Here is a 23,810-nt window from a genome sequence, read left to right on the forward strand (position 1 = left end):
AGGTAGATAGGTTCGAGGTGGAAGTGTGGTGACACATGGAGCTGACGAATACTAATCGATCGAGGACTTAACCAAAACGTTTGAAACATTCAATGCACCGTTTATCCAGTTTTGAAAGAATAAATTCTTTCATATGTCTAGTGATGATGGCAAAGAGGTCACACCCGTTCCCATACCGAACACGGAAGTTAAGCTCTTTAGCGCCGATGGTAGTTGGGGGCTTCCCCCTGTGAGAGTAGGACGTCGCTAGGCACAAAGCGGCCACTGAGAAATCAGTGGTTTTTTTGTTGTTTTGCAATCTATACCCTAAAAAATGTTAGAATGTAAATTGATTCAAATTAACAATATAGGGGTGAATTGAAATGGCAACAGGGTTATATAGAGAAAATATTCAAATTGAAAAAGCAAAGCTACAGGAATTTATTCAAGATAAAGGGGAATGGGCTGTACTAATACCGGGTTATTTACATCATGAATTTCCAAATGAACAAAATATGATTTGGGTATTTCAAGGCGATTTCGGAATTATTCAAAAAGCCGTAAAGGTTGAGCTTAAATGCAAGGAGTCCAGTCCTCATCAGGTTATGTTTGATTTGGTAGGTTTATCCGATCCGATAAATGGTGATGGTTATTTTGAAATTACACAAAATCAGGATGGTACATGTCAGTTAGTAGGCAATTTAACGATGAAGGCAAGTGGCTTCTTAGCAGGAATGATGAATCCAATATTAGAAAAATTTGTACCGCAATTAGTAGAACAGCTAGTACAAAGGATGGCGGTAAAGGCTAGTATTTAGTATGTGTAGAGAAAATTGCAGTTAAGTACGCTTTAAAATAGTATCTACTAAGGAAAGTAAAAGGATCATTGCTATTAGGTGCAATGGTCTTTTTATGTTTCATCACCAAAAGTTCGATATGACAATTTACTAAAATGTTAACGTCGGAACTGAGACCAACCCACATTATCTTGTGATTTTTGGTATAACTTGACAGTTCTTTTTATGAGTCTTATATTTGAGTATATACTCAAACATTAAAAAAGGTGGTGGAAAGGTTTGGCGTCAAAGAAGGATAAAATCTTGGAGGCATCATTAGAGCTTTTTACTAAAAGGGGCTTTACCGCGACGACTACTAAAGAAATAGCATTAAAAAGCGGAGTAGCAGAGGGGCTTATATTTTATTATTTTAAAGATAAAAATGGGCTTCTTAATTATCTTATTCGTGAATTTTCATTTATTGGCTCGCTACAAAATGAGATAAAAGCTCTTTCTATGATGGAGCCATATCCAGCTTTAATTAAATTTGGCCAATTATATGCCAATTTTTTATCACATAATAAAAGCTTTTTAACTTTTATTTGGTCCCCGGAAATAGTACGGAACACGGATGTTAGTAAGGATATTGTAGATTTTATAAATACAATGAATGAACAAGTCAGTTCATTTTTGATAAGAGCTTCTTTATGTAGTGTAGAAAAAAAGACAGTAGAAACGGCAGCTTCGATGTTTCTTTCAACAATATTAACGCATGTTTTAGTTGAAGAAAGAAAAGCAGAAAAAATGCCAATTGGAAATAATGATTATATTGAAGAGGTAGCGATGTTTCTTTTAAAAGGAATGCAAATTGTATAAGTAGATTGTAGTGGAGATCGAACGTCACCAAGAAAGTGCCCAATCGAAACGAAAGTTAACACACGTTATTTGCGAGGAACTATTTTTTTGAAAAACATTTGAGTGATTACTCAATAGAATTTAAAAAGGAGGTATCATTATGGAGCAATGGATAAATATTCAAACACTTATTTGGCTATTCCCTATTATGTTCATTTTGCATGATTTTGAAGAAATCATTATGGTTGAAAAGTGGTTAAATAAGAATTCTACGATTTTGTATGAAAGACTGCCGAAGAAAATTGCTGATCGAGTTATGAAACAGTTCTCGATGTCGACAGCACAGTTTGCCGTAGCAGTAATCGTTATATTCATGTTTGTAAGTAGTTCCACTTTTTTAGCAAATCAATATGTACATCAAGGGCCATTTGGAGATATCTATTTTTTCACTATTGTTACGCTAACCTACTTTTTACATGCATTCACTCACCTTGCACAATCTGTTTTTCTTCGTGCCATTACACCAGGTGCACTTACATCTTTGATAATTGTCATTCCATACAGTTTAATTTTGTATCGTTCGTTATTAATCAATAAAGTCATAACATGGGACATTATTTTCGTTAGCTTGCCATTTTGTCTTTTATTGATCCCTGTTGCATTACTAGCACATTGGATCGGTAAAAAGGTTATCTGAATTTCACTTTATTTATAGCGATTCAGCAAATGTTTTTGTAATGTAAGTGTTATAATTAAATAAGAATATAACGGAAATGGGTGTTTTGTTTTGCAAAAGAAAAAGCCGATTGTAGAAGGCTTAGAGCGCTTTCGACAACAACAAAATATTTCCTTTCATGTCCCAGGACATAAGCATGGCGAACTGTCCCATCTTCCTCAGCCCTTTAAAGATGTCATGCGATATGATGTGACTGAATTATCAGGTCTTGATGACTTACATCACCCAGAGGAAATAATATTAGAGGCAGAAAACTTATTGGCAGATACATATGGGGCGATGAAAAGCTTTTTTTTAGTAGGTGGATCTACAGTTGGAAATCTAGCGATGATTTATGCCACATGTAAAAAGGGTGATACGATTATTGTCCAACGTAATGCACACAAGTCAATATTTCACGCAATTGAGCTTGTTGGCGCAAAGCCTGTATTTGTTTCCCCACTATGGGATGAACGTACATTAACTGCCACACATGTTTCTTATAAAGATTTAAAAGAAGCAGTTGATTTTCATCCAGAGGCTCGGGCAGTAGTTTTAACGTATCCTACTTACTATGGTATGACATCTAAAGAAATACAGCAGCAGATTGCCTATTGTCATGAGAAAGGTATTCCTGTCTTAGTGGATGAAGCACATGGAGCGCATTTTAGTGCCTGTACTTTATTTCAACCATCAGCATTGTCATTTGGGGCAGATATAGTAGTACAGTCTGCACATAAAACTTTGCCTGCTATGACAATGGCATCCTTTATGCATGTTAATTCTAACTTCATCGATGTCGACAAAATAAATCACTATTTACGTATGCTGCAATCTAGCAGCCCATCCTATCTTTTATTGGCTTCTTTAGATGATGCACGCCATTATATACAGACATATATGGAGAGTGATGGTGCATATATAATAGAGAAAAGGAATCAATGGGTAGAGGCATTACGAGCTATTGGCTCTTTGGAAGTGATTGAGGTAGACGACCCTATAAAATTATTATTACGTGTTGATGGCTATAGCGGTTTTCAATTACAAGAAGCATTAGAAGCAAAGCACGTATATGCAGAACTAGCAGATGCGAATCAAGTATTGCTTGTGCTACCTTTGTTGAAACAGGGGCATACCTATCCATTTGCAGAAATACGTGTCCGAATTAAGGATGCTGTAACATTGTTATTAAGTACACCAAGGTCCGAAATAGTAACTGCTTCGCAAGCAGCCTATAATTTTGTAGCTATTACGGAACCAGCCTATACATTTGATGACATTGAAAAGGCGGAGAAAGAATGGTTACCATATATGCGAACAATGGGCCGTATCTCTGCTAGTATGATTATTCCTTATCCACCAGGCATTCCATTGCTTGTTCCGGGCGAAAAAATAACAGTAGCAAAGCTGAGTCGGCTAGAAGAGTTACTGGCTACTGGTGCAACGTTCCAAGGAAATCACCGTTTAGAAGAAAAGATGATTGAGATCATTAAATAGTTGGAGGCAATAACAGCATGAATTGCAATTTATTTATTACATTTGAAGGTCCTGAGGGTGCTGGAAAAACAACAGTTATTCAAAAAATAGCTGAGCGACTTGCAGAAGAAAATATTGATGTTTTAGCAACGAGAGAGCCTGGTGGTATTGAGATTGCTGAGAAAATTAGGAGTATTATTTTGAACCCTGAACATACAGCCATGGATGAACGTACAGAAGCGTTATTATACGCAGCGGCGAGAAGTCAGCATTATTTTGAAAAAGTACGACCTGCATTGGATGCTGGTAAAATGGTTATTTGCGATCGATTTATCGATTCTTCATTAGCATACCAAGGATATGCACGCGGTATCGGCGTAGATGAAGTATTATCCATTAATGAGTTTGCAATCGGTAAGAAGTTACCCGATATGACCATATTATTTGACCTTGCTCCAGAGGTTGGCTTGGCACGAATTCATGCTCATGGAGAGCGAGAAGTAAATCGCTTAGATGTTGAAAGTTTAGCTTTTCATAAAAAGGTTCGGGAAGGATATTTACAGCTAGTAGAGCGTTACGCTGATCGTATACATGTCATCAATGCGGACCAAAATATTGAGCGTGTTGTTGAAGATGTATGGTCATTAATATATGAAGCAATACAGTAAATGCATGAAGTTGTCTAACACAATGTGATATAATGGTAACATCTATAATTTTATCTTCATTCAACGAATGTTTTCTGTGCGCAAGCGAAAAGATTTGATGGGTATGGATATTGTTCATTTTCAGTAGATACCTAAAAACCTACTGAAATAAAGGAACTTTGGTGGATGTCACGGAACCGGAAAGGTGTTCTTTGTGCAAGCATAAAGCCTGATCCGGACACCATTATGCTGAGGCATAATTGATAATGGTAACTAAAATTTATTTAGATGAATTTTATCAAAGGGGTGAGTGCGAATGAAGTTAGTCGTAGCTGTAGTGCAAGATCAAGATAGCAGCCGTTTATCGAATGCTTTAACGAAAAACCAGTTTCGCGCAACTAAATTAGCGAGCACAGGAGGATTTTTACGCTCTGGAAATACGACGTTTCTTATTGGGACGGAAGACTCTCTTATACCCAAAGTTTTAGATATTATTCGTGATAATTGTCGAGCACGTGAACAAATGGTTGCACCTGTTTCGCCTTTAGGAGGGAATACAGATTCCTATATACCTTATCCAGTGGAGGTAGAGGTAGGAGGAGCGACAGTTTTTGTATTACCAATCGAACAGTTTCATCATTTTTAGATCATTGCCACATTAAATAGAAGTAAAACACAATATATGTATTTGATATAGAAGGCAAGTGGGGGCGAAACAGCTTGAAGATCAATCAAGATATACGTGTCGGGTTAAATACTAATCGTAAAGAGCCACTGCATAACAATAATCAAAATAACCGATTTGGAGATATGGTCGTCAAGCAAGGAAGCAAATTGCAAACTGAACAGCTTACACGACTGCTAGGAGATATTTCTACAGCAGGTGACCGTGTTGCAAGATCACGTAATTTACGAGAACTTGCTCGTTTTAAAATGCTTGTTAAACGATTCCTACAAGAAACTGTAGAGCATGGTATGGATTTAAAGCAATCGCATACATGGAATCGTTTTGGTGAAGGAAGACGCTTAAAAATTATCGAAACTATTGATACGCGTCTTGTAGAGCTTGCGCAAGATATTTTAGATGAAGAAAAGGAAGCAATTGACCTACTTGATAAAATCGGTGAGATTAAAGGCTTATTAATTAATTTGTATATGTAAAACCCGTGTCTCGTTCTCTTGTAGGCGCGGGCTTTTTTCAAATCAATTCAGCAGCTAATTTATTTGCTGAATGACACGAAACTAATCTATCTGCTCTAAAAACGCAGATGTTTCTGTACTAAAATTGAGCAATGGAAAACAATTATGCTATGAGTGTAATTGAAAATAGGAAGGAATTTATATATATGGCCAAGAATGTTGAAGAGCTATTCACACTACAACCAGTCGTAATGAAGCAGCTTCAAACGATTTTTGACAAAAATAGATTAGCGCATGCATACATTTTTGATGGCGAAAAAGGGACAGGCAAAGTTGATATTATGCAGTTTTTTGTTAAATTAATGCTATGCGAGCAACCAAATCAAAATGTTCCATGTGAAACATGTCGAAATTGCAGACGTGTTGATTCGGGTAATCATCCAAATATTCATCAAATTTATCCAGAAGGCCAATTTATAAAAATTGATCAAATACGTGAATTAATTGCAGAGATGAAGATGATGGGGGTTGAAGAAGGACGTAAGATTTATGTGCTTCACCATGCAGACCGTCTCAATATTGCCTCTGCAAACATGATTCTTAAATTTTTAGAGGAACCTGATGGTGAGGTAACTGCGATTTTGTTAACAGAGCAAATGCAGTCAATTTTACCAACGATTCGTTCTCGCTGCCAGCATATTAAATTTCAAAAAATGCCTCGACACTTATTGTTGAAGCATTTGCAAGATCACAACATTTCTTACTCGATGGCTTCTACAGTGAGCATGATGACGAACGAGCTCGAAACAGCTATGATTTTAGCAAATGATGAGCAGTTTGCACATGCTCGAAAAACAGTGTTAAAATTAGTAGAGGCAATTCGTCAGAATGTACATGAAGCAATGCTTGTTGTACATGAAGAATGGTTGCCACTGTTTAAAGAAAAAGGCGAGATGGAGCAGGCATTAGATTTACTACTATTTGCTTACCGTGATATAGTGTCAATAAAAGCTAATCCCGAAGCAGCTTGTACTTACCCAGACATGTTACAAACATTTAAAGAAGCTGCGTTACATTCGACTTATGAACGTCTATCTAGTCAAATGGAGTCTATTTTACAGGCACGTTCATCTTTACAGCGTAACATGAATAGGACGTTAATGATGGAGCAGTTAATGCTAAATCTGCAGGAGGGATATACATTTGTATAATGTAGTGGGAGTCCGTTTTAAAAAAGCGGGTAAAATATATTATTTTGATCCAGCATCATATCTACTAGAGGACAGTCAGTATGTCATTGTAGAGACAGCTCGCGGAGTGGAATATGGTAAAGTAGTTGTCCCTCAAAAGGTTGTAGGGGATAATGATGTTGTATTACCACTTAAACAGGTTCTACGACCAGCGGATGAGCGTGATCGTATCCAAGTAGAGGAAAATGCAGCTGAATCAAAGCGAGCATTTGAACTAGCAAGTACAAAAATCATTGAGCATAATTTAGAAATGAAGCTCGTTGATGTTGAATATACATTTGATCGTAATAAAATCATCTTTTATTTTACGGCTGAAGGGCGAGTTGATTTTAGAGATCTTGTAAAAGATTTAGCTTCGGTTTTTAGAACACGTATTGAGCTTCGCCAAATTGGTGTACGTGATGAGGCGAAGTTGTTAGGCGGCATTGGTCCATGTGGCCGGATGCTTTGCTGCTCAACTTTTTTAGGAGATTTTGAGCCGGTTTCTATTAAAATGGCTAAAGATCAAAACTTATCTTTAAATCCATCCAAAATTTCAGGTCTTTGCGGTCGTTTAATGTGCTGCTTAAAGTATGAAAATGATGAATATGAGGAAGCAAAAGAGGGCATGCCAGACATTGGTGAAATGGCGATGACACCAGATGGCCGTGGTAAAGTTGTAGGTTTAAATGTACTGGAAAGACTTATTCAAGTATATTTACAAGAGCAGGAGCGCACAGTCGAGTATACACTAGAAGAACTGCTAGCATGCGAAAAAAATCTTATTTAAGATAGAGAATTGGACGAGGTGGCTTGGGTGAAGGACCGTAATTTCTTAGATACCGTTATGGAGTTCGAACAACAGCTCGAAGCAATGCAGGAGCAATTTGGTGCATTGAAACAATTTGTAGCGTTAATGATGGAGGAGCATAAGGCACTCGAAACAGAAAATCATCACCTTCGTACACGGCTGGAAGAACTACTTTCGAATGAAAACTCCGTACAGGCTACTGATGAGAAGAAAGAGAATTCGTTAGATATTGGCGAAGGTTATGATAACCTAGCACGTTTATACCAAGAAGGCTTCCATGTTTGTCATGTTCATTTCGGAGGTTCACGTAAAGGTGAAGACTGTCTGTTTTGTCTATCATTTTTAAATAAACAAAATGTGTAATAGAAGGCTGATTCCCACTATGGTGGTGTCAGTCTTTTGTTTTGTATAGTAGGAGGAAGAAACATGGAAAATTGGTTGAAGGGTGACGAACGGTTAGACTATTTATTGGCTGAGAATTTACGTATTATTCAAAGCCCTTCTGTCTTTTCGTTTTCATTGGATGCAGTACTACTTTCAAAATTTGTCAATGTCCCACATCATAAAGGGAAAATTGTTGATTTGTGCTCAGGAAATGGTGTAATTCCACTTTTTTTAAGCGCCAGAACAAAAGGGCATATAACAGGAGTAGAAATTCAACCACGTTTATTTGATATGGCTGAGCGAAGTATCCGTTACAATAAGTTAGAAGATCAAATTCATATGGTCCTCGGTGATGTGAAGGAAATTCCTAAGGAGCTTGGTATTGAAAAATATGATGTTGTAACGTGTAATCCGCCATATTTTTTAGCACATGAAGCAAGTGATAAAAACTTAAGTGAGCATTACGCTATAGCGCGTCATGAACTATATTTAACATTAGAGGAATCCATACAATCAGCAAGTAAATTGTTAAAACAAGGCGGAAAGGCTGCTTTTGTTCATCGTCCTGGTCGGTTATTAGATATTGTTACGGCAATGCGTGCAAATCGTTTAGAGCCTAAACGTATGCAACTTATTTACCCGAAAGAAGGTAAGGAGGCCAATACATTATTAATAGAAGGAATTAAAGATGGTAAGCCTGATCTAAAAATATTACCGCCCCTGTATGTTTATAACGCGAATAATGAATATACAGCAGAAGTGAGAGAAATCCTTTATGGAAAAGAACAATAGCCATTATTTTTATGTATTAGAATGTGCCGATCAATCCTTTTACGCAGGCTACACGAATAATGTAGACAAGCGTGTCGGTGTACATAATGCTGGTAAAGGTGCAAAATATACGAGAGCGCGAGGACCAGTAGAATGTATTTATGTAGAGGAGTTCGATACGAAACAAGAAGCGATGCGAGCAGAATATGCTTTTAAACAGTTAACACGAAAGCAAAAGATGAAATATATAGGGAGGGATGACGCATGAAATCTCAGAAAAGTACAATGCACGGTCATACAGGTTGTTTATATTTAGTGGCAACGCCTATTGGTAACCTAGAGGATATGAGTGTACGTGCGCTACGTATTTTAAAGGAAGCAGATATTATTGCAGCAGAGGATACACGTAATACAAAGAAACTATGCAATTACTTTGATATAGAAACACCACTGATAAGCTATCATGAACATAATTTAGAGGTGGGTGGGGAGAAGCTATTAGCCTTCTTACGTGAGGGAAAAACAGTTGCATTAGTTAGTGATGCAGGTCTGCCTTGTATTTCCGACCCTGGTGCAGATATAGTCGAAAAAGCAATCGAACAAGACTTTCCCGTTGTACCGGTGCCAGGCCCTAATGCTGCAATATCAGCATTAATTGCTTCTGGACTAACGCCACAGCCATTTTTCTTTTATGGATTTTTAAATCGAGGGAAAAAGGAGCGACGACAGCAATTAGAGCAACTAAAAAAACGTCAGGAAACTATCCTGTTTTATGAGGCACCTCATCGTATCAAGGACACTTTGAAAGATATGGAAACTATTCTCGGTAATCGACGGATTGTGTTAGCTCGCGAGTTGACTAAAAAATTCGAAGAGTTTTTACGTGGTACGTTGGTTGAAGCAGTGGAATGGTCACAAACAGAGGAAATTCGAGGAGAATTTTGTATTGTCCTTGAAGGAAACGACAATGCCGAGGAAGAAAGTAATGAAGAAGCCTATTGGGTTACAATGTCTATCATTGAACATGTCGATTATATTATTAATCATACAGGTGTAACATCAAAGGAAGCTATAAAGGAAGTTGCAAAACTACGTCAAGTAGCGAAGCGAGAAATCTATAATGAATACCATAGTTAATGTAAAGAAAGAGGTAGCCTTAATAGGGCACCTCTTTTTTGTATAGCTAATCAATTAGGTTGTTGATCCCAAGGAAAGCACCCTGTCGGAACGGAAATCAACCCCACGTTATGGTAAGGAGCATAAACTATTTAATATGATAAAAAATACAACCTTAATCTTAAAAGGTCTGACATGGACATTATAAGGCACTTAAGAATTGGTTATATTATATTTATCTTTGATTGATAAAAACAAAACACCCAAATCACTGTGTTTGATTTAGGTGTGTAGATCAAATTATTTTTTTAAGTTAGATTGAATTTCTTTCACTAACATTTCTGCGCCTTCTGGGCTTAAAATTAATTTGCCTCCAACTAAACGGAAGTTATCATCAGATACTTCACCAGTTACAGCACATGTCATGTTAGGCATATATTTTTTTAAGATGATTTTGTCATCATCCACATAGATTTCTAAAGCATCTTTTTCTGCAATACCTAATGTACGGCGAAGTTCGATTGGAATTACTACACGTCCTAATTCATCGACTTTACGAACGATTCCTGTTGATTTCATAATTATTTTTCCTCCTAATGTTAAAAGTTATATCGGTATTTCGTCAAATTTCGACATAAATTCTTTGTCTGATAGTTATCATACCAAGTAATGCCATAAACGTCAATTAATTAATACACTAATATTATTGTTTCAAAAAAATTTTTTGAGGAGAAAACAGATATTTTGGTTTTTTTAAAAGGTTTTTATTATATATTTTGATTTATAGTAAAAAAGATTCTTGTTTAATACATTAAATGGATTGATTATATCATTCGACATTTTTCGCGCGGGATATATTATCAATCAACTATGCCGAGGCATCATGGCGTCCAAAAACGGCTTTATACTTAGCCTGCGTGAGGGTCGACATGATGTCGGTCATTTCGGTAATGTCACAGGACGTAGCGTTTTTACCGATGCAGGTTAGTTAGCCAAATCATCGCATGGATGCGATGATTTGGCTAACTTCCTATATAAGAGTTCCTTTTCCGATTCCATGACACCGCTGAAAGAAGTTGAAACGAATTTCGTACTTAGTTAGAATAGATAGTATACTGTGAAACAATGGAGGCAGTTCTTGTGAGCGAACAAAACAAAACATTCTATATAACAACCCCTATTTATTACCCAAGTGGGAAATTCCATATTGGTACAGCGTATACAACTGTAGCATCAGATACAATGGCACGTTATAAACGTTTACGTGGTTATGATGTACGTTTTTTAACTGGAATGGATGAGCATGGACAAAAAATTCAAGAAAAAGCTGCAGAAGCGGGCAAACATCCTCAAGAATACGTGAATGAAATTGCAGATGCTGCAAAAAAACTTTGGGCATTAATGGACATTTCATACGATGACTTTATTCAAACAACGCAAGAGCGTCATACGAAAACTGTCGAAAAGATTTTCCAAAAGTTTTTAGATAATGGTGATATTTATAAAGGTGAGTATGAAGGTTGGTACTGTACACCATGTGAATCATTTTTTACGGAGACACAATTAGTAGATGGTAATTGTCCAGACTGTGGTCGTCCAGTACACAAAGTGAAAGAGGAATCTTACTTCTTTAATATGAAGAAATACGCAGATCGTCTTTTAGCTTATTATGAAGAAAACCTTGGATTCATTGAGCCTGAATCTCGAAAAAATGAAATGATTAATAACTTCATTAAACCAGGGTTAGAAGATTTATCTGTTTCAAGAACATCATTTGATTGGGGCATTAAAGTTCCGGGAGACCCTAAACATGTTATTTATGTATGGGTAGATGCCTTAACTAACTATATTACATCACTAGGTTATCTGTCTGAGGATGAAACATTATTCAATAAATATTGGCCGGCAGATGTACATGTAGTTGGTAAAGATATCGTTCGATTCCATACTATTTATTGGCCAATTTTCTTAATGGCACTAGATTTACCACTTCCGAAGAAAATATTTGCTCATGGTTTTATCATGATGAAAGACGGTAAGATGTCTAAATCAAAGGGCAATGTTATTTATCCGGAAATGTTAATAGAACGTTATGGCTTAGATGCGACACGATATTTCCTATTGCGTGAGTTACCATTCGGGTCTGATGGTGTATTTTCACCAGAATCTTTTGTTGAACGGACAAACTTCGACTTAGCAAACGATTTAGGTAATTTATTGAATCGTACTATTTCAATGATTAATAAATATTTCGACGGCATTATTCCAACTGAAAATCTTCAATCGACAGAATTTGATGCGGCTTTACAAGACCAGGCTGAATCGGTACGTATTAAATATGAAGAAAGTATGGAAAAAATGCAGTTTAGTGTCGTTTTAGCAGACGTATGGACGCTTGTTTCGAGAACGAATAAATATATAGATGAAACGCAACCGTGGGTGCTAGCAAAAGAAGAATCAGACAAGCCAAAATTAGGCGCCGTAATGCGAAATTTGGCAGAGAGCTTACACCAAATTGCTGTCATGTTACAACCATTTATGACATCTACTCCCAAACGAATCATCGAACAATTAGGCTTGGATGACAAATTCTTAGCATGGGAAACAATTGAAACATTCGGCAATACTATTCCGGCAAACATTAAAGTGGTAGAAAAAGGTATTCCAATTTTCCCTCGTTTAGAGAGTGAAGTTGAAATTGAGTATATCCGTGAAGAAATGCGTGGTTCAGTGAAAACGCCGCAAGTGGAAGAATCAAAAGTTGAGCAAAAACCTGCGGATATTCCAGAAATTCCTGAAATTACTATTGATGATTTTATGAAAGTTGATTTACGCGTAGCTACAGTAATAGCATGTGAAACTATTCCGAAAGCAGACAAATTATTAAAGCTTCAAGTGGATCTTGGATATGAGCAACGCCAAGTGGTTTCAGGTATTGCAAAGTTTTATTCGCCAGATGAATTGATTGGTCAAAAAGTGATTGTGGTCACTAACCTAAAGCCAGTTAAATTACGCGGTGAATTATCTCAAGGAATGATTTTAGCCGGTGAGAAAGATGGAATTTTAAAATTAGCATCGGTTGATCAAAAACTAGAAAACGGTGCAAAAGTAAAGTAAAAAATTTTTGGAAGGCCTGCTGAATGGAAAAAGTTCAGCAGGCTTTTAAAATCCGCTTTGAAAATAAGTAGTTTGTTATCTTAAAATAATTTATACACATTATTCATTCGGGTTTTTTAGGTATATAGTAATAAGCGTGATGTCTGTGGAATGCGAAATGTTATAATACTAAATCGTTTGTAACAAATTTGTAACACTGACGAAAAATATGAAATAATAATTTTTAATAAAATCTATGTTAGGAGAATGACGATGTTTATTGATACACATGTACACTTAAATGCTGATCAGTATGAAGAAGACTTACAAGAGGTTATAGATCGAGCTCTCGAAGCTAAAGTAGAAACGATGGTTGTTGTTGGTTTTGATCGCAAAACCATTGAAAAAACAATGCAACTGATTGAACAATATGATTTTGTTTACGGCGTCATTGGTTGGCACCCAGTTGATGCTATTGATTGCACACAAGAAGATTTAAATTGGATTGAGGGATTAGCAGCACATCCGAAAGTAGTGGGTATTGGTGAAACTGGATTGGACTACTATTGGGATAAATCCCCGAAAGATGTTCAACAAGCACTTTTCCGCAAGCAAATTCATTTAGCGCAAAAGCTAAATTTACCAATCATTATTCATAACAGGGATGCTACTGGAGATGTTGTCCAAATTTTACGTGAAGAAAACGCTGCTTCCGTGGGAGGTGTCATGCATTGTTATAGTGGCAGTGTGGAAACCGCGCATGAATGTATTGCTATGAATTTTATGATTAGTCTTGGTGGACCGGTGACATTTAAAAATGCACGAATGCCGAAGGAAGTGGCGACAGAAATAGCTTTAGAGCATTTGATGATCGAAACAGATGCTCCGTATTTAGCGCCTCATCCATATCGAGGAAAACGTAATGAGCCAGCTTTAGTGCCTTTAGTTGCAGAAGAAATTGCTCGTTTAAAAGGATTAACGATTGAGGAAATTGCACAGGCAACGACAGCCAATGCGAAAAAATTTTTTAGGATTGACAATTAATTAGCTGAGATGCCTCCAATACTGAGTTTGTAGTTGGCTAAAAAGATATTGTCAATTTTCTTTGAAGTACATTCGGGTTGACAGTGCCAAATCTAGTACGTATAATCCAACTTTGTATTAAGGAGGCGTTTTTTCATGTCAAATAATTCCATGAAAAACTTGTTCTTAGGATCATTGAGGAGTAAGCAAACAGTGATAAGCATTATTTCACTTGTCCTGTTTGTATCTGTAATTTCATTTGTACTTTATCAAGGTACTAAAAAAACCGTAACGCTTGAGGCGAACGGAGAAACAGTCGAAGTAACAACACATGCCAAAACCGTAGAACAATTATTACAAGATCAAAATATAGACGTAGCAGAGCATGACAAAATATCACCCTCTCTGAACACCAAAATTGCTAATGGGTTAGCAATTTCATGGGAACAGGCAAAAGAAGTAACAATTTCAGTTGATGGAAATCAGTCAAAAGTTTGGACAACTGAAACACAAGTGAAAGACATTTTGAAAGAAGCGAATATTGACGTATCAGAGCATGACTCATTAGCTCAAGGTCTAGATACAGAAATAGGAGCAGACAACAAGATCGATATTCAAAAAGCGTTTCAAGTATCGCTTGTCGATGGCGTAAACGAGAGACAAGTATGGTCCACTTCGACTACGGTCGCTAACTTTTTAAAACAACAAGGAATTCAACTAAATGAATTCGATCGTGTCGAGAATAACCTGAAGGACGTAATATCTCCGCAGAGTAAAATCACAGTAGTTCGCGTAGAAAAGGTTATCGATGTAGTGGAAGAATCTTTAGATTTCGCAATTGAAAAGAAGCAGGATGCTTCTTTGGAAAAGGGAAAACAAAAAGTTGTAGCAGCAGGCCAAAAAGGATTAATGACTAAAACTTATGAAGTTGTTAAAGAGAATGGTCAAGTTGTAGCTAAAAATCAACAATCTAAAAAAGTTGTAAAAGAACCGCAAACGCAAGTGGTTGCAGTAGGTACTAAAACTGTAGTAGCGAGTGCAGCGACTGTATCACGTGGTTCATCAGAGCCAGCTAGTGGTAAAGAATTTTATGTAACGGCAACGGCTTATACACCTAATTGTAATGGCTGCTCGGGGATATCTGCGACTGGCATTAATTTGAAATCAGGCTCTGGTTTGAAAGTAATTGCTGTAGACCCTTCTGTTATTAAGCTTGGCTCAAAAGTTTGGGTTGAAGGTTATGGAACAGCTATTGCAGGGGATACTGGCGGTGCAATTAAGGGTAATCGGATCGACATACTTGTACAATCTGAATCCCAGGCTAGTAATTGGGGAGTAAGGAAAGTGCGTATTAAAGTATTAAATTAAAAAAATTGTAAAATTAAAACAAAATGTTTTTCACTATTAGTAGCTTTCCTGTTTTGACTGGCGGGAAAGCTTTTTTATCTTTTTTTAATAAATAGTTCTAAAGGATAAAGCATAGTAATATCTACATAAAGTAGGCTGTAACGGTCACTATACAGTCTGCTAGAAGGCGAATAGCCGTGTATTTCTGTACAAATCATACAGTGCAGTTGTAAAATGGTCTGAAGATAAGGTAGAAAAGAGGAGCCTTTTTGCAAATAAAAGAAATCATTGTTGTAGAAGGAAAAGATGATACAACAGCTATTAAGCGAGCTGTACAAGCAGATACTATAGAAACAAATGGATCGGCTATTTCAGAGGAAACACTGAAGCGAATTCAACATGCACAGGATAAAAGGGGCGTTATTGTTTTCACTGATCCAGATTATCCAGGACGTCGGATTCGTGCCATTATCGAGGAACGTGTAAAAGGTGTAAAACACGCTTTTTTACCGAAGGCTAAAACAATTGCGAAAAACGGTAAAGGATTAGGCATTGAGCATGCAGCAGATGAAGATATACGTGAGGCGTTGCAACATGTCTATACTCCTATAGAGTTTGAGCCAACTACAGATGATATTACTCTCGAAGATTTAATGACGGCACATTTAATTGGCCATCCACAGGCAAAAATTCGCCGTGATCGTCTTGGGGAGATTTTGAATATCGGTGCGACAAACGGTAAACAACTTCATAAAAGATTAAAAATGTTTCAAATCACAGAAAAGCAATTTGGTGCGGCAATCGCACAGTTAGATCAGGAGGAAAACGATGCATAAGGATATTGCAACACCAATTAGAACACAGGAAATTTTAAAGAAATATGGATTTTCATTCAAAAAGAGCTTAGGTCAAAATTTCTTAATAGATCCGAACATTTTACGAAATATTGTTAGTCATGCAAATTTAACTGAAAATAGTGGTGCAATTGAGGTTGGTCCTGGCATTGGAGCATTAACAGAGCATCTAGCAAGAAGTGCAAAAAAAGTGGTATCTTTTGAAATTGATCAGCGGTTATTACCGGTATTAGAAGACACACTTAGCCCATATAATAATGTATCTATTGTACATTCAGATATTTTAAAGGCAGATGTCGCTAAGGTAATTCAGGAAGAGATGCCAGGTATTGACGATATCATGGTTGTAGCGAATTTACCTTATTATGTGACGACGCCGATTTTAATGAAATTACTCAATGATCGTTTGCCAATTCGCGGTTTTGTAGTCATGATGCAAAAGGAGGTTGCAGATCGTATTTCGGCTAAACCTGGTACGAAGGAGTACGGTTCTTTATCAATTGCGATTCAATATTATGTTAAGGCTGATATTGCCATGACGGTTCCGAAAACTGTATTTATGCCGCAGCCAAATGTAGATTCTGCAGTGCTCCGTCTTATTAAACATGATGAACCCCCTGTAAAAGTCATTGATGAGGACTTTTTATTTGTCGTGACTCGTGCGTCGTTTGTACAACGACGAAAAACAATCTTCAATAATTTACAATCAGGTTTACCAAATGGTAAGGTTCACAAAGAAAAAATTATGGATGCTTTGAAAGCAGTAAATATTGAACCAACACGTCGAGGAGAGACCCTTACGATTCAAGAGTTTGGAAAATTAGCCGATGCACTATACCCTACATTTGTAAAGTAAAAAATTTTTGTTAACTTTTTTGAGTATACGTAAAAAAACATGTTTTTTTTATGAAAAATAAGTTGACAATATTTATTAGAGGCTGATAAAATATTATATTTTGTTGACATTTTTGGGCGAATCGCTTATACTGTTTATTAGTGAGGTGTAAGCGAAAATGCCAAAAACTTTAGCGGACATTAAAAAGTCGTTGGATTGTCATTTGGGTAAACGTTTGCAGTTAAGAGCAAACGGAGGTCGCAAGAAAACGGTCGAGTGTGCAGGGGTATTGCGTGAGACATATCGCGCTATCTTTGTAGTTGAACTTGATCAAGAAGACAATACGTGCAAGCGCGTATCGTATAGTTACACAGATATTTTAACTGAAGCAGTAGAGATTACATTTTTAGACGAAGCAAAAGCTGCTATCGCAAAATAGTTTCTAGTACTTATTTCTATATTTCGAAACACTCATGTATGTTAAAAACTACATGAGTGTTTTGCGTTTTCTGGGACATACTAAAATCGTCAGTTGTTAAAGGAGGAGTTTATATGCCTAGAAAAGGTATCATGTCACCTCGTTTAAAAGAAGAGATCGCTAAAGAGCTTGGATTTTATGATGTTGTGCAACGAGAAGGCTGGGGCGGCATTAAAGCTCGAGACGCTGGTAATATGGTCAAACGTGCCATTGAAATGGCTGAAAGAGCAAATAGTGAGCAAGAGCATAATAAGTAGCCTCTTTGTGAAAAAAGACCACTTATTATTTTGAATCTTTATCTGCAGGGATGAAAACTTCCTGTAAACACAACAAGGCAACTGACGAGAGAGAACCGTTACACCAAATGGGGTATACGGTTCTTTTTTTCCATTTTCGCTTTCCCATTATGGTAAAATAAAATGAATAATCTTGTGAAAGATAAACGACAGGTTTATCTTCATTCAGAAAATGTTTTATATAGCGAAGTGAACGCCAGCTACTGATGTTTTGTAACAGTTACAGAAGACTCTTACATTAGAGATTCAGTGATTAAAGTGTCAGCCAACATGCAAACCTAAATTGAAATGGGAGCATTGTATATCTGTGCGAAGGCGAAGCATCAGCCAATTGCGTGAATGCGTAATGGATAAGTGTAGCTATAAGGAGGAAGAAAGATGCTTTATGTAAAGGCGCCTGCAAAAATAAATTTAACATTAGATGTACTTTATAAAAGACCAGATAATTATCATGAAGTAGAGATGGTCATGACAACAGTGGATTTAGCTGATCGTATTTGTTTAGAATCTAGAGAAGATGGCGTAATTGAAATAATTTCGACTGATAATTTCGTACCAAATGATCACCGAAATTTTGCTTATCAGGCAGCGCGTCTAGTTAAAGATACATACGGCATTGGACAAGGTGTATCCATTACTATAGAAAAGGAAATACCAATCGCAGCAGGATTAGCGGGTGGTAGTAGCGATGCGGCTGCTACACTGAAGGGTTTAAACGAGCTGTGGAATTTAGGGTTATCTATAGATGAGTTAGCTGAATTAGGTGCGAAAATTGGCTCAGATGTTTCATTTTGTGTCTATGGTGGCACAGCATTAGCAACTGGACGTGGAGAAAAAATTCAGGAATTGCCTGCACCTCCAAACTGTTGGGTAGTATTAGCTAAGCCTAAAATAGGTGTATCTACTGCTGAAGTATATGGAGGATTAAAGGTTGACGGGTTAGAGCATCCAAATACGAAGCAAATGATTCATGCTATTGAAAAGGAAAATTATGAACTACTGTGTGCATCATTAGGAAATGTTTTAGAAACTGTAACATTTAAGCTACATCCAGAAGTAGTAATGTTAAAAGAACAGATGAAGCGCTTTGGAGCAGATGCAACATTAATGAGTGGAAGCGGTCCGACCGTGTTTGGTTTGGTGGATAGTGAAGCTCGAGTAAGTCGCATATATAACGGTTTACGTGGTTTTTGTGAAGAAGTATATGCTGTTCGGATTTTAGGTGAGCGAAATACGCTTGCTTAAAACCGCAAATTTATGTTAATTTTACCTATAAATATTCGTGTTTAGGAGAGGGTCGCATGAAATGGAAGCGTAGTGAACGACTAGTTGATATGACGTACTATTTACTAGAACATCCACATCAGCTGATCCCGCTAACTTATTTTTCTGAACTATATCAATCTGCAAAGTCTTCCATAAGTGAAGATTTGACGATTGTAAAAGAAACTTTCGAAGAAAAAGGAATCGGGTTATTGATGACAGTACCGGGCGCTGCAGGGGGAGTTAAGTATATTCCTAAAATGTCCGAGGCTGAGGTCCGTTTAGTTATTGATGATTTAAAGGCGGAGCTTGAGCATTCAGATCGTTTGTTACCAGGCGGTTATTTATTTATGACGGACTTACTCGGCAATCCAGATTTAATTAATCGAGTTGGAAAGGTATTTGCATCCGCATTTGCCGATCAACAAATTGACGTCATAATGACTGTCGCAACAAAAGGGATTTCTATTGCCCACGCCATAGCAAGACATTTAAATGTACCAGTTGTTGTTGTCCGAAGAGATAGTAAGGTAACTGAAGGCTCTACAGTCAGCATCAACTATGTATCTGGCTCTTCCAGAAGAATTCAGACAATGGTATTATCAAAAAGAAGCATGAAGAGTGGACAACGCGTGCTTATTACCGACGACTTTATGAAGGTCGGTGGTACAATGAATGGCATGAAAAATCTATTAGAGGAATTTGACTGTCAGCTTGCTGGGATTGCAGTACTTGTAGAGGCTGAACATGCAGATGAAACTTTAGTAGATGATTATTACTCATTAGTGAAGCTTCATGAGGTCAATGAAAAGGACCGTACAATTGCATTAAGTGAAGGTAACTATTTTTCTAAAAGGGGAAATGACAAATGAAAGTAGTAGCAACAACAAATGCACCAGCAGCAATTGGACCGTATTCACAAGGAATTATTGTAAATGGCATGTTTTATAGCTCAGGTCAGATTCCATTAACAGCAACAGGCGAATTAGTGGAAGGTGATATCACTGTTCAAACAAATCAAGTGTTTGCTAATTTAAAAGCAGTTTTAGCAGCTGCGGGCTCTTCTTTGGACAATGTTATTAAAACAACTGTTTTTATGAAGGATATGAACGACTTTGTTGCAATGAATGAAGTATATGCTAGCCACTTTGGCGATCATAAACCAGCTCGTTCAGCAGTAGAGGTTGCGCGTCTCCCAAAAGATGTAAAAGTAGAAATTGAAGTTATTGCCATCGTTAAATAATTTTTTAAGCTCACTAGAAGAGAAGGTTAGCTCTTTTAGTGGGTTTTTTTATCTTTATTTAAGAAATTCTTTTTTGTGCAAAAAGCGAAGCGGCAGCAAAAAAGGTTTTCAGATCAAGGCAACAAAACTGTCTAAATATGTTGTCATACCATCTGAAAGGGTAACATTGTAAGGGCAACAGACAAACAATTGTCAAAATTTACGTAAATTAAAGGAAATATTATACTGATGAGTATTCAAATTTTTTAGAAAATTTGATAGACTATAAAAAGGAAAATATTCGGTAATTAGAATATTATTTTTCATTAAGGCATCTAAGAAGAGAGGTGGTGAGAAAATGGAAGTCACTGATGTAAGGTTACGTCGTGTACAGACTGATGGTCGCATGCGTGCGATTGCTTCCATTACACTCGACAATGAATTCGTAGTTCACGATATTCGCGTGATCGATGGCAATACAGGTTTGTTTGTTGCTATGCCAAGTAAACGAACTCCAGACGGTGAATTTAGAGATATTGCGCATCCTATTAATTCTACTACTCGTAATAAAATTCAGGAGATTATTTTAAACGAGTATCATAATTCAAGCGAAGCGGAAGTAACGGAAAAGGCAGAAGAATTAGAAGGAATTGGCGTATAGTTATTAAGAGCTCTTCTTAATTGAAGAGTTCTTTTTATTTTGAGAATAAGAGAAAATGAGCAGTTTTAGGACATACATATTAACATTCGAGCATAAGGTGCATTTGATTTGGAAATTCATCTTTTTGTCAAGTCGACATGCCTTGAAAATCGATGGATTTTGCTATATAGTCATAAGAGAAAATGAGCGTATTGGAGGACTTACAGATGAGCAACATTTTTGCTGTCATTTTGGCTGCAGGTCAAGGTACACGTATGAAGTCCAAATTATATAAAGTGCTCCATCCAGTATGTGGGAAGCCAATGGTACAACATGTGGTGGATCATATTCAAACGTTAGATGTGAATCGCATCGTAACGATTGTAGGACATGGTGCTGAAAAGGTGAAACAACAGCTTGGCAATAAAAGCGAGTATGTTTTACAGGCTGAACAGTTAGGGACAGCTCATGCTGTACAACAGGCTGAAGCAATTTTAGGTAGCGAAGAAGGGACAACATTAGTTGTCTGTGGTGATACACCACTTATCCGCCCTGAAACGATGCAAGCTTTGTTCGAACATCATCAAGCAAAGAAAGCTAAGGCAACTATTTTAACAGCTATTGCTGAAAATCCAACAGGCTATGGTCGTATTTTACGTGGCGACAATGGACAAGTGGAGCAAATTGTTGAGCAAAAGGATGCTTCAGCAGAGCAGCAACTAGTGAAAGAGATTAATACTGGCACATACTGCTTCGATAATAAAGCGTTATTTGAGACATTAAAACTTGTGAAAAATGACAATGCACAGGGTGAGTATTATTTACCTGATGTCATTGAAATTTTACAAAAACAAGGCGATGTCGTTGAAGCATATGTAACGGAAGATTTTGAAGAAACATTAGGTGTTAATGATCGTGTCGCTCTGTCACAAGCAGAGGCGCTAATGCGTACAAGAATTAATGAAAAGCATATGCGTAACGGTGTCACAATTATTAACCCAGAAGCAACTTATATCAGCGCAGATGCAATAATTGGTCCTGATACTGTCATCCAGCCAGGTTCTATGATTGAAGGTGCAACTGTTATTGGTGAAGAATGTATAGTTGGGCCTAACACACAAATCATAGATAGCCGTATCGGTGATCGAACTACTGTGCATTCTTCTGTTGTCCGTGAAAGCGTTATAGCAGAAGAAACAGCAATTGGACCTTTTGCAAATATTCGACCACTTTCTGATATTGGTAGCCATGTGAAGATTGGTAACTTTGTAGAAGTGAAGAAAAGTAAGCTAGATAATGGCACGAAAGTATCGCACTTAAGCTATATTGGTGATGCTGAGATCGGAAGTAATGTCAATATTGGCTGTGGTTCCATTACAGTAAACTATGATGGGAAAAACAAGTTCCAAACAATTATTGAAGATGATGTATTTGTAGGATGTAATACTAACTTAGTAGCGCCAGTGAAGGTTGGAAAAGGTTCATTTATTGCAGCAGGATCTACAATTACAAAAGAAGTTCCTGAAGATGCACTTGCAATTGCTCGTGCAAGACAAGAAAACAAGCCGAATTATGTAAGCAAATTAAATTCAAAATAATTATCAACTAAACAGGAGGCCATCATGCCGTATCATTATGCAAACTCACAATTAAAAATATTTTCGCTTAACTCTAACAATCCTCTTGCTCAAGAAATTGCGCAAGAAATGGGTGTTGAATTAGGTAAATCTTCTGTTAAGCACTTCAGCGATGGAGAGGTTCAAATTAGCATTGAAGAAAGTATTCGTGGTTGTGATGTGTTTATCGTGCAATCTACTTCTGCACCTGTAAACGAACATTTAATGGAGCTTTTAATCATGGTAGATGCTGTAAAACGTGCATCTGCTCGTACAGTAAACGTTGTAATGCCTTATTATGGCTATGCTCGTCAAGACCGCAAAGCAAAAGCGCGTGAGCCAATTACAGCTAAATTAGTAGCAAACTTACTTGAAACAGCTGGTGCAACACGTGTAATCGTTTTAGATTTACATGCACCTCAAATTCAAGGTTTCTTCGATATTTTAATCGACCACTTGATGGCAGTGCCTTTATTATCTGATCACTTCAAATCAAAAGGTATCCCAGAAGATGAAATCGTTGTTGTTTCTCCAGACCATGGTGGTGTAACACGTGCTCGTAAAATGGCAGAACGTTTAAAAGCACCTATTGCAATTATTGACAAGCGCCGTCCAAAACCAAACGTTGCAGAAGTAATGAACATTGTTGGTAATGTTGACGGTAAAGTGGCCATCTTGATTGATGATATTATTGATACTGCAGGTACGATTACAATTGGCGCGGATGCATTACGTGCAGCTGGCGCGAAAGAAGTTTATGCTTGCTGTTCTCACCCTGTATTATCAGGTCCAGCGATCGAGCGTATCGAAAACTCTTCAATTAAAGAGTTAGTTGTAACAAATACAATCCAGCTTCCTGAAGAGAAAAAATCTCCAAAAATCACAGAGCTTTCAGTAGCTAAATTGATGGCAGATGCAATCTCTCGTGTATATGAAAACAAATCTGTAAGTACTCTATTTGATTAATATATAAATAAAGAAATTTCAATATGTGACTTATTAAGGACAAATCTACGTTTGTAAGTAGATTTGTCCTTTTTCTGGGTCCTTTTGTTTGAATTTTCTTTTAAAAGGTTATATGGTAATTGTGACTTAATAATATTTATACTATTTTATGAAAAATAGTTTAACACCTAAGGTTGGGATATATTTTGTTAAAACGTAAATCACCCCCACGTTTGGGTGATAAGCTAAAATGTAGGTAAATATTATTATAGCCTTAACAAATGTCATTGAAAGCA

27 protein-coding genes and 1 rRNA gene are annotated in these 23,810 nt (G+C 37.0%); 27 read left to right on the plus strand and 1 reads right to left on the minus strand.

Translation table 11 applies throughout. The features are described from left to right. The first annotated feature begins 136 nt into the window (after window positions 1-136). The 14 genes from rrf to rsmI all read left to right on the plus strand — a co-directional run bounded on the left by rrf (window position 137) and on the right by rsmI (window position 9,920). Window positions 137-252: ribosomal RNA gene (gene rrf, locus MWJ95_RS23225) — 5S ribosomal RNA — on the plus strand. Window positions 253-362: 110 nt separating this feature from the next. Continuing rightward, complete coding sequence (locus MWJ95_RS23230) at window positions 363-797, plus strand: SRPBCC family protein (RefSeq protein WP_249076030.1); 435 nt, start codon at window positions 363-365, stop codon at window positions 795-797. Window positions 798-1,055: 258 nt separating this feature from the next. Further along, window positions 1,056-1,631 (plus strand): TetR/AcrR family transcriptional regulator, encoded by a 576-nt coding sequence (locus MWJ95_RS23235; RefSeq protein WP_249107317.1) that lies wholly within the window; start codon window positions 1,056-1,058, stop codon window positions 1,629-1,631. 139 nt (window positions 1,632-1,770) lie between these two features. After that, window positions 1,771-2,307: an HXXEE domain-containing protein gene (locus MWJ95_RS23240; protein WP_249076032.1), complete on the plus strand. Its 537-nt coding sequence runs from the start codon at window positions 1,771-1,773 to the stop codon at window positions 2,305-2,307. Between the two features lie 90 nt (window positions 2,308-2,397). Then, the gene (locus tag MWJ95_RS23245; RefSeq protein WP_249107318.1) at window positions 2,398-3,822 is read left to right on the plus strand and encodes an aminotransferase class I/II-fold pyridoxal phosphate-dependent enzyme; all 1,425 of its coding nucleotides are present in this window, start codon (window positions 2,398-2,400) and stop codon (window positions 3,820-3,822) included. 17 nt (window positions 3,823-3,839) lie between these two features. Next, window positions 3,840-4,469: a dTMP kinase gene (tmk, locus tag MWJ95_RS23250; protein ID WP_249076034.1), complete on the plus strand. Its 630-nt coding sequence runs from the start codon at window positions 3,840-3,842 to the stop codon at window positions 4,467-4,469. 295 nt (window positions 4,470-4,764) lie between these two features. Continuing rightward, complete coding sequence (locus MWJ95_RS23255; protein WP_049667342.1) at window positions 4,765-5,094, plus strand: cyclic-di-AMP receptor; 330 nt, start codon at window positions 4,765-4,767, stop codon at window positions 5,092-5,094. Between the two features lie 74 nt (window positions 5,095-5,168). Next, window positions 5,169-5,609 (plus strand): YaaR family protein, encoded by a 441-nt coding sequence (locus MWJ95_RS23260; protein WP_249107319.1) that lies wholly within the window; start codon window positions 5,169-5,171, stop codon window positions 5,607-5,609. A 185-nt stretch (window positions 5,610-5,794) separates the two neighbouring features. Then, window positions 5,795-6,799 (plus strand): DNA polymerase III subunit delta', encoded by a 1,005-nt coding sequence (holB, locus tag MWJ95_RS23265; protein ID WP_249076036.1) that lies wholly within the window; start codon window positions 5,795-5,797, stop codon window positions 6,797-6,799. Further along, on the plus strand, window positions 6,792-7,607 hold the full coding sequence (locus MWJ95_RS23270) for a PSP1 domain-containing protein (RefSeq protein ID WP_249076037.1): 816 nt from the start codon (window positions 6,792-6,794) through the stop codon (window positions 7,605-7,607). Before holB ends, MWJ95_RS23270 begins: the two co-directional genes overlap by 8 nt. A 27-nt stretch (window positions 7,608-7,634) precedes the next feature. Beyond that, entirely contained in the window at window positions 7,635-7,991 is a 357-nt protein-coding gene (gene yabA / locus MWJ95_RS23275; RefSeq protein WP_308221951.1) for a DNA replication initiation control protein YabA, read from the plus strand. 63 nt (window positions 7,992-8,054) lie between these two features. After that, window positions 8,055-8,804 carry a tRNA1(Val) (adenine(37)-N6)-methyltransferase gene (locus tag MWJ95_RS23280; protein WP_249076038.1) on the plus strand — a complete coding sequence of 250 codons (750 nt, stop codon included), beginning with the start codon at window positions 8,055-8,057 and terminating at the stop codon, window positions 8,802-8,804. Then, window positions 8,788-9,051: a GIY-YIG nuclease family protein gene (locus MWJ95_RS23285; protein ID WP_249076039.1), complete on the plus strand. Its 264-nt coding sequence runs from the start codon at window positions 8,788-8,790 to the stop codon at window positions 9,049-9,051. The genes MWJ95_RS23280 and MWJ95_RS23285 overlap by 17 nt, the downstream gene beginning before the upstream one ends. After that, on the plus strand, window positions 9,048-9,920 hold the full coding sequence (rsmI, locus tag MWJ95_RS23290; RefSeq protein WP_249107320.1) for a 16S rRNA (cytidine(1402)-2'-O)-methyltransferase: 873 nt from the start codon (window positions 9,048-9,050) through the stop codon (window positions 9,918-9,920). The genes MWJ95_RS23285 and rsmI overlap by 4 nt, the downstream gene beginning before the upstream one ends. A gap of 279 nt (window positions 9,921-10,199) precedes the next feature. Here the strand turns inward: rsmI and MWJ95_RS23295 are convergent, their stop codons facing one another. After that, window positions 10,200-10,478: an AbrB/MazE/SpoVT family DNA-binding domain-containing protein gene (locus tag MWJ95_RS23295; protein WP_004229214.1), complete on the minus strand. Its 279-nt coding sequence runs from the start codon at window positions 10,476-10,478 to the stop codon at window positions 10,200-10,202. 561 nt (window positions 10,479-11,039) lie between these two features. On the opposite strand from MWJ95_RS23295, the gene metG reads away from it, so the two are divergent. From metG to MWJ95_RS23360, 13 genes are all read left to right on the plus strand, one after another. Beyond that, window positions 11,040-13,016: a methionine--tRNA ligase gene (gene metG, locus MWJ95_RS23300; RefSeq protein ID WP_249076041.1), complete on the plus strand. Its 1,977-nt coding sequence runs from the start codon at window positions 11,040-11,042 to the stop codon at window positions 13,014-13,016. Between the two features lie 252 nt (window positions 13,017-13,268). Next, window positions 13,269-14,039, plus strand: coding sequence for a TatD family hydrolase (locus MWJ95_RS23305; RefSeq protein WP_249076042.1), 771 nt, complete (start codon window positions 13,269-13,271; stop codon window positions 14,037-14,039). A 135-nt stretch (window positions 14,040-14,174) separates the two neighbouring features. Further along, entirely contained in the window at window positions 14,175-15,386 is a 1,212-nt protein-coding gene (locus MWJ95_RS23310; RefSeq protein WP_249107321.1) for a G5 and 3D domain-containing protein, read from the plus strand. Window positions 15,387-15,634: 248 nt separating this feature from the next. After that, complete coding sequence (gene rnmV / locus MWJ95_RS23315; RefSeq protein WP_249107322.1) at window positions 15,635-16,201, plus strand: ribonuclease M5; 567 nt, start codon at window positions 15,635-15,637, stop codon at window positions 16,199-16,201. Next, window positions 16,194-17,075 (plus strand): 16S rRNA (adenine(1518)-N(6)/adenine(1519)-N(6))-dimethyltransferase RsmA, encoded by an 882-nt coding sequence (gene rsmA, locus MWJ95_RS23320; RefSeq protein ID WP_249076045.1) that lies wholly within the window; start codon window positions 16,194-16,196, stop codon window positions 17,073-17,075. Before rnmV ends, rsmA begins: the two co-directional genes overlap by 8 nt. A 157-nt stretch (window positions 17,076-17,232) precedes the next feature. Next, window positions 17,233-17,493 (plus strand): biofilm formation stimulator Veg, encoded by a 261-nt coding sequence (gene veg, locus MWJ95_RS23325; RefSeq protein ID WP_049667356.1) that lies wholly within the window; start codon window positions 17,233-17,235, stop codon window positions 17,491-17,493. A 113-nt stretch (window positions 17,494-17,606) separates the two neighbouring features. Continuing rightward, window positions 17,607-17,789: a small, acid-soluble spore protein, alpha/beta type gene (locus MWJ95_RS23330; RefSeq protein ID WP_049667357.1), complete on the plus strand. Its 183-nt coding sequence runs from the start codon at window positions 17,607-17,609 to the stop codon at window positions 17,787-17,789. Between the two features lie 417 nt (window positions 17,790-18,206). Beyond that, complete coding sequence (gene ispE, locus MWJ95_RS23335; protein ID WP_249076046.1) at window positions 18,207-19,073, plus strand: 4-(cytidine 5'-diphospho)-2-C-methyl-D-erythritol kinase; 867 nt, start codon at window positions 18,207-18,209, stop codon at window positions 19,071-19,073. Between the two features lie 56 nt (window positions 19,074-19,129). After that, window positions 19,130-19,963: a pur operon repressor gene (gene purR / locus MWJ95_RS23340; protein ID WP_132364310.1), complete on the plus strand. Its 834-nt coding sequence runs from the start codon at window positions 19,130-19,132 to the stop codon at window positions 19,961-19,963. Further along, window positions 19,960-20,334 carry a RidA family protein gene (locus tag MWJ95_RS23345; protein ID WP_249076047.1) on the plus strand — a complete coding sequence of 125 codons (375 nt, stop codon included), beginning with the start codon at window positions 19,960-19,962 and terminating at the stop codon, window positions 20,332-20,334. Before purR ends, MWJ95_RS23345 begins: the two co-directional genes overlap by 4 nt. Window positions 20,335-20,671: 337 nt before the next feature. After that, a complete protein-coding gene (gene spoVG / locus MWJ95_RS23350; RefSeq protein WP_249076048.1) occupies window positions 20,672-20,974 on the plus strand; it encodes a septation regulator SpoVG in 303 nt (100 codons plus the stop codon). 206 nt (window positions 20,975-21,180) lie between these two features. After that, window positions 21,181-22,551 carry a bifunctional UDP-N-acetylglucosamine diphosphorylase/glucosamine-1-phosphate N-acetyltransferase GlmU gene (gene glmU, locus MWJ95_RS23355; RefSeq protein ID WP_249076049.1) on the plus strand — a complete coding sequence of 457 codons (1,371 nt, stop codon included), beginning with the start codon at window positions 21,181-21,183 and terminating at the stop codon, window positions 22,549-22,551. Between the two features lie 24 nt (window positions 22,552-22,575). Beyond that, a complete protein-coding gene (locus tag MWJ95_RS23360; protein ID WP_079563685.1) occupies window positions 22,576-23,535 on the plus strand; it encodes a ribose-phosphate diphosphokinase in 960 nt (319 codons plus the stop codon). Window positions 23,536-23,810: the final 275 nt, after the last annotated feature.

Origin of the sequence: Lysinibacillus sp. Bpr_S20 (genome assembly GCF_023337835.1) — a bacterium.
In the GTDB taxonomy this organism is placed as follows: domain Bacteria; phylum Bacillota; class Bacilli; order Bacillales_A; family Planococcaceae; genus Lysinibacillus.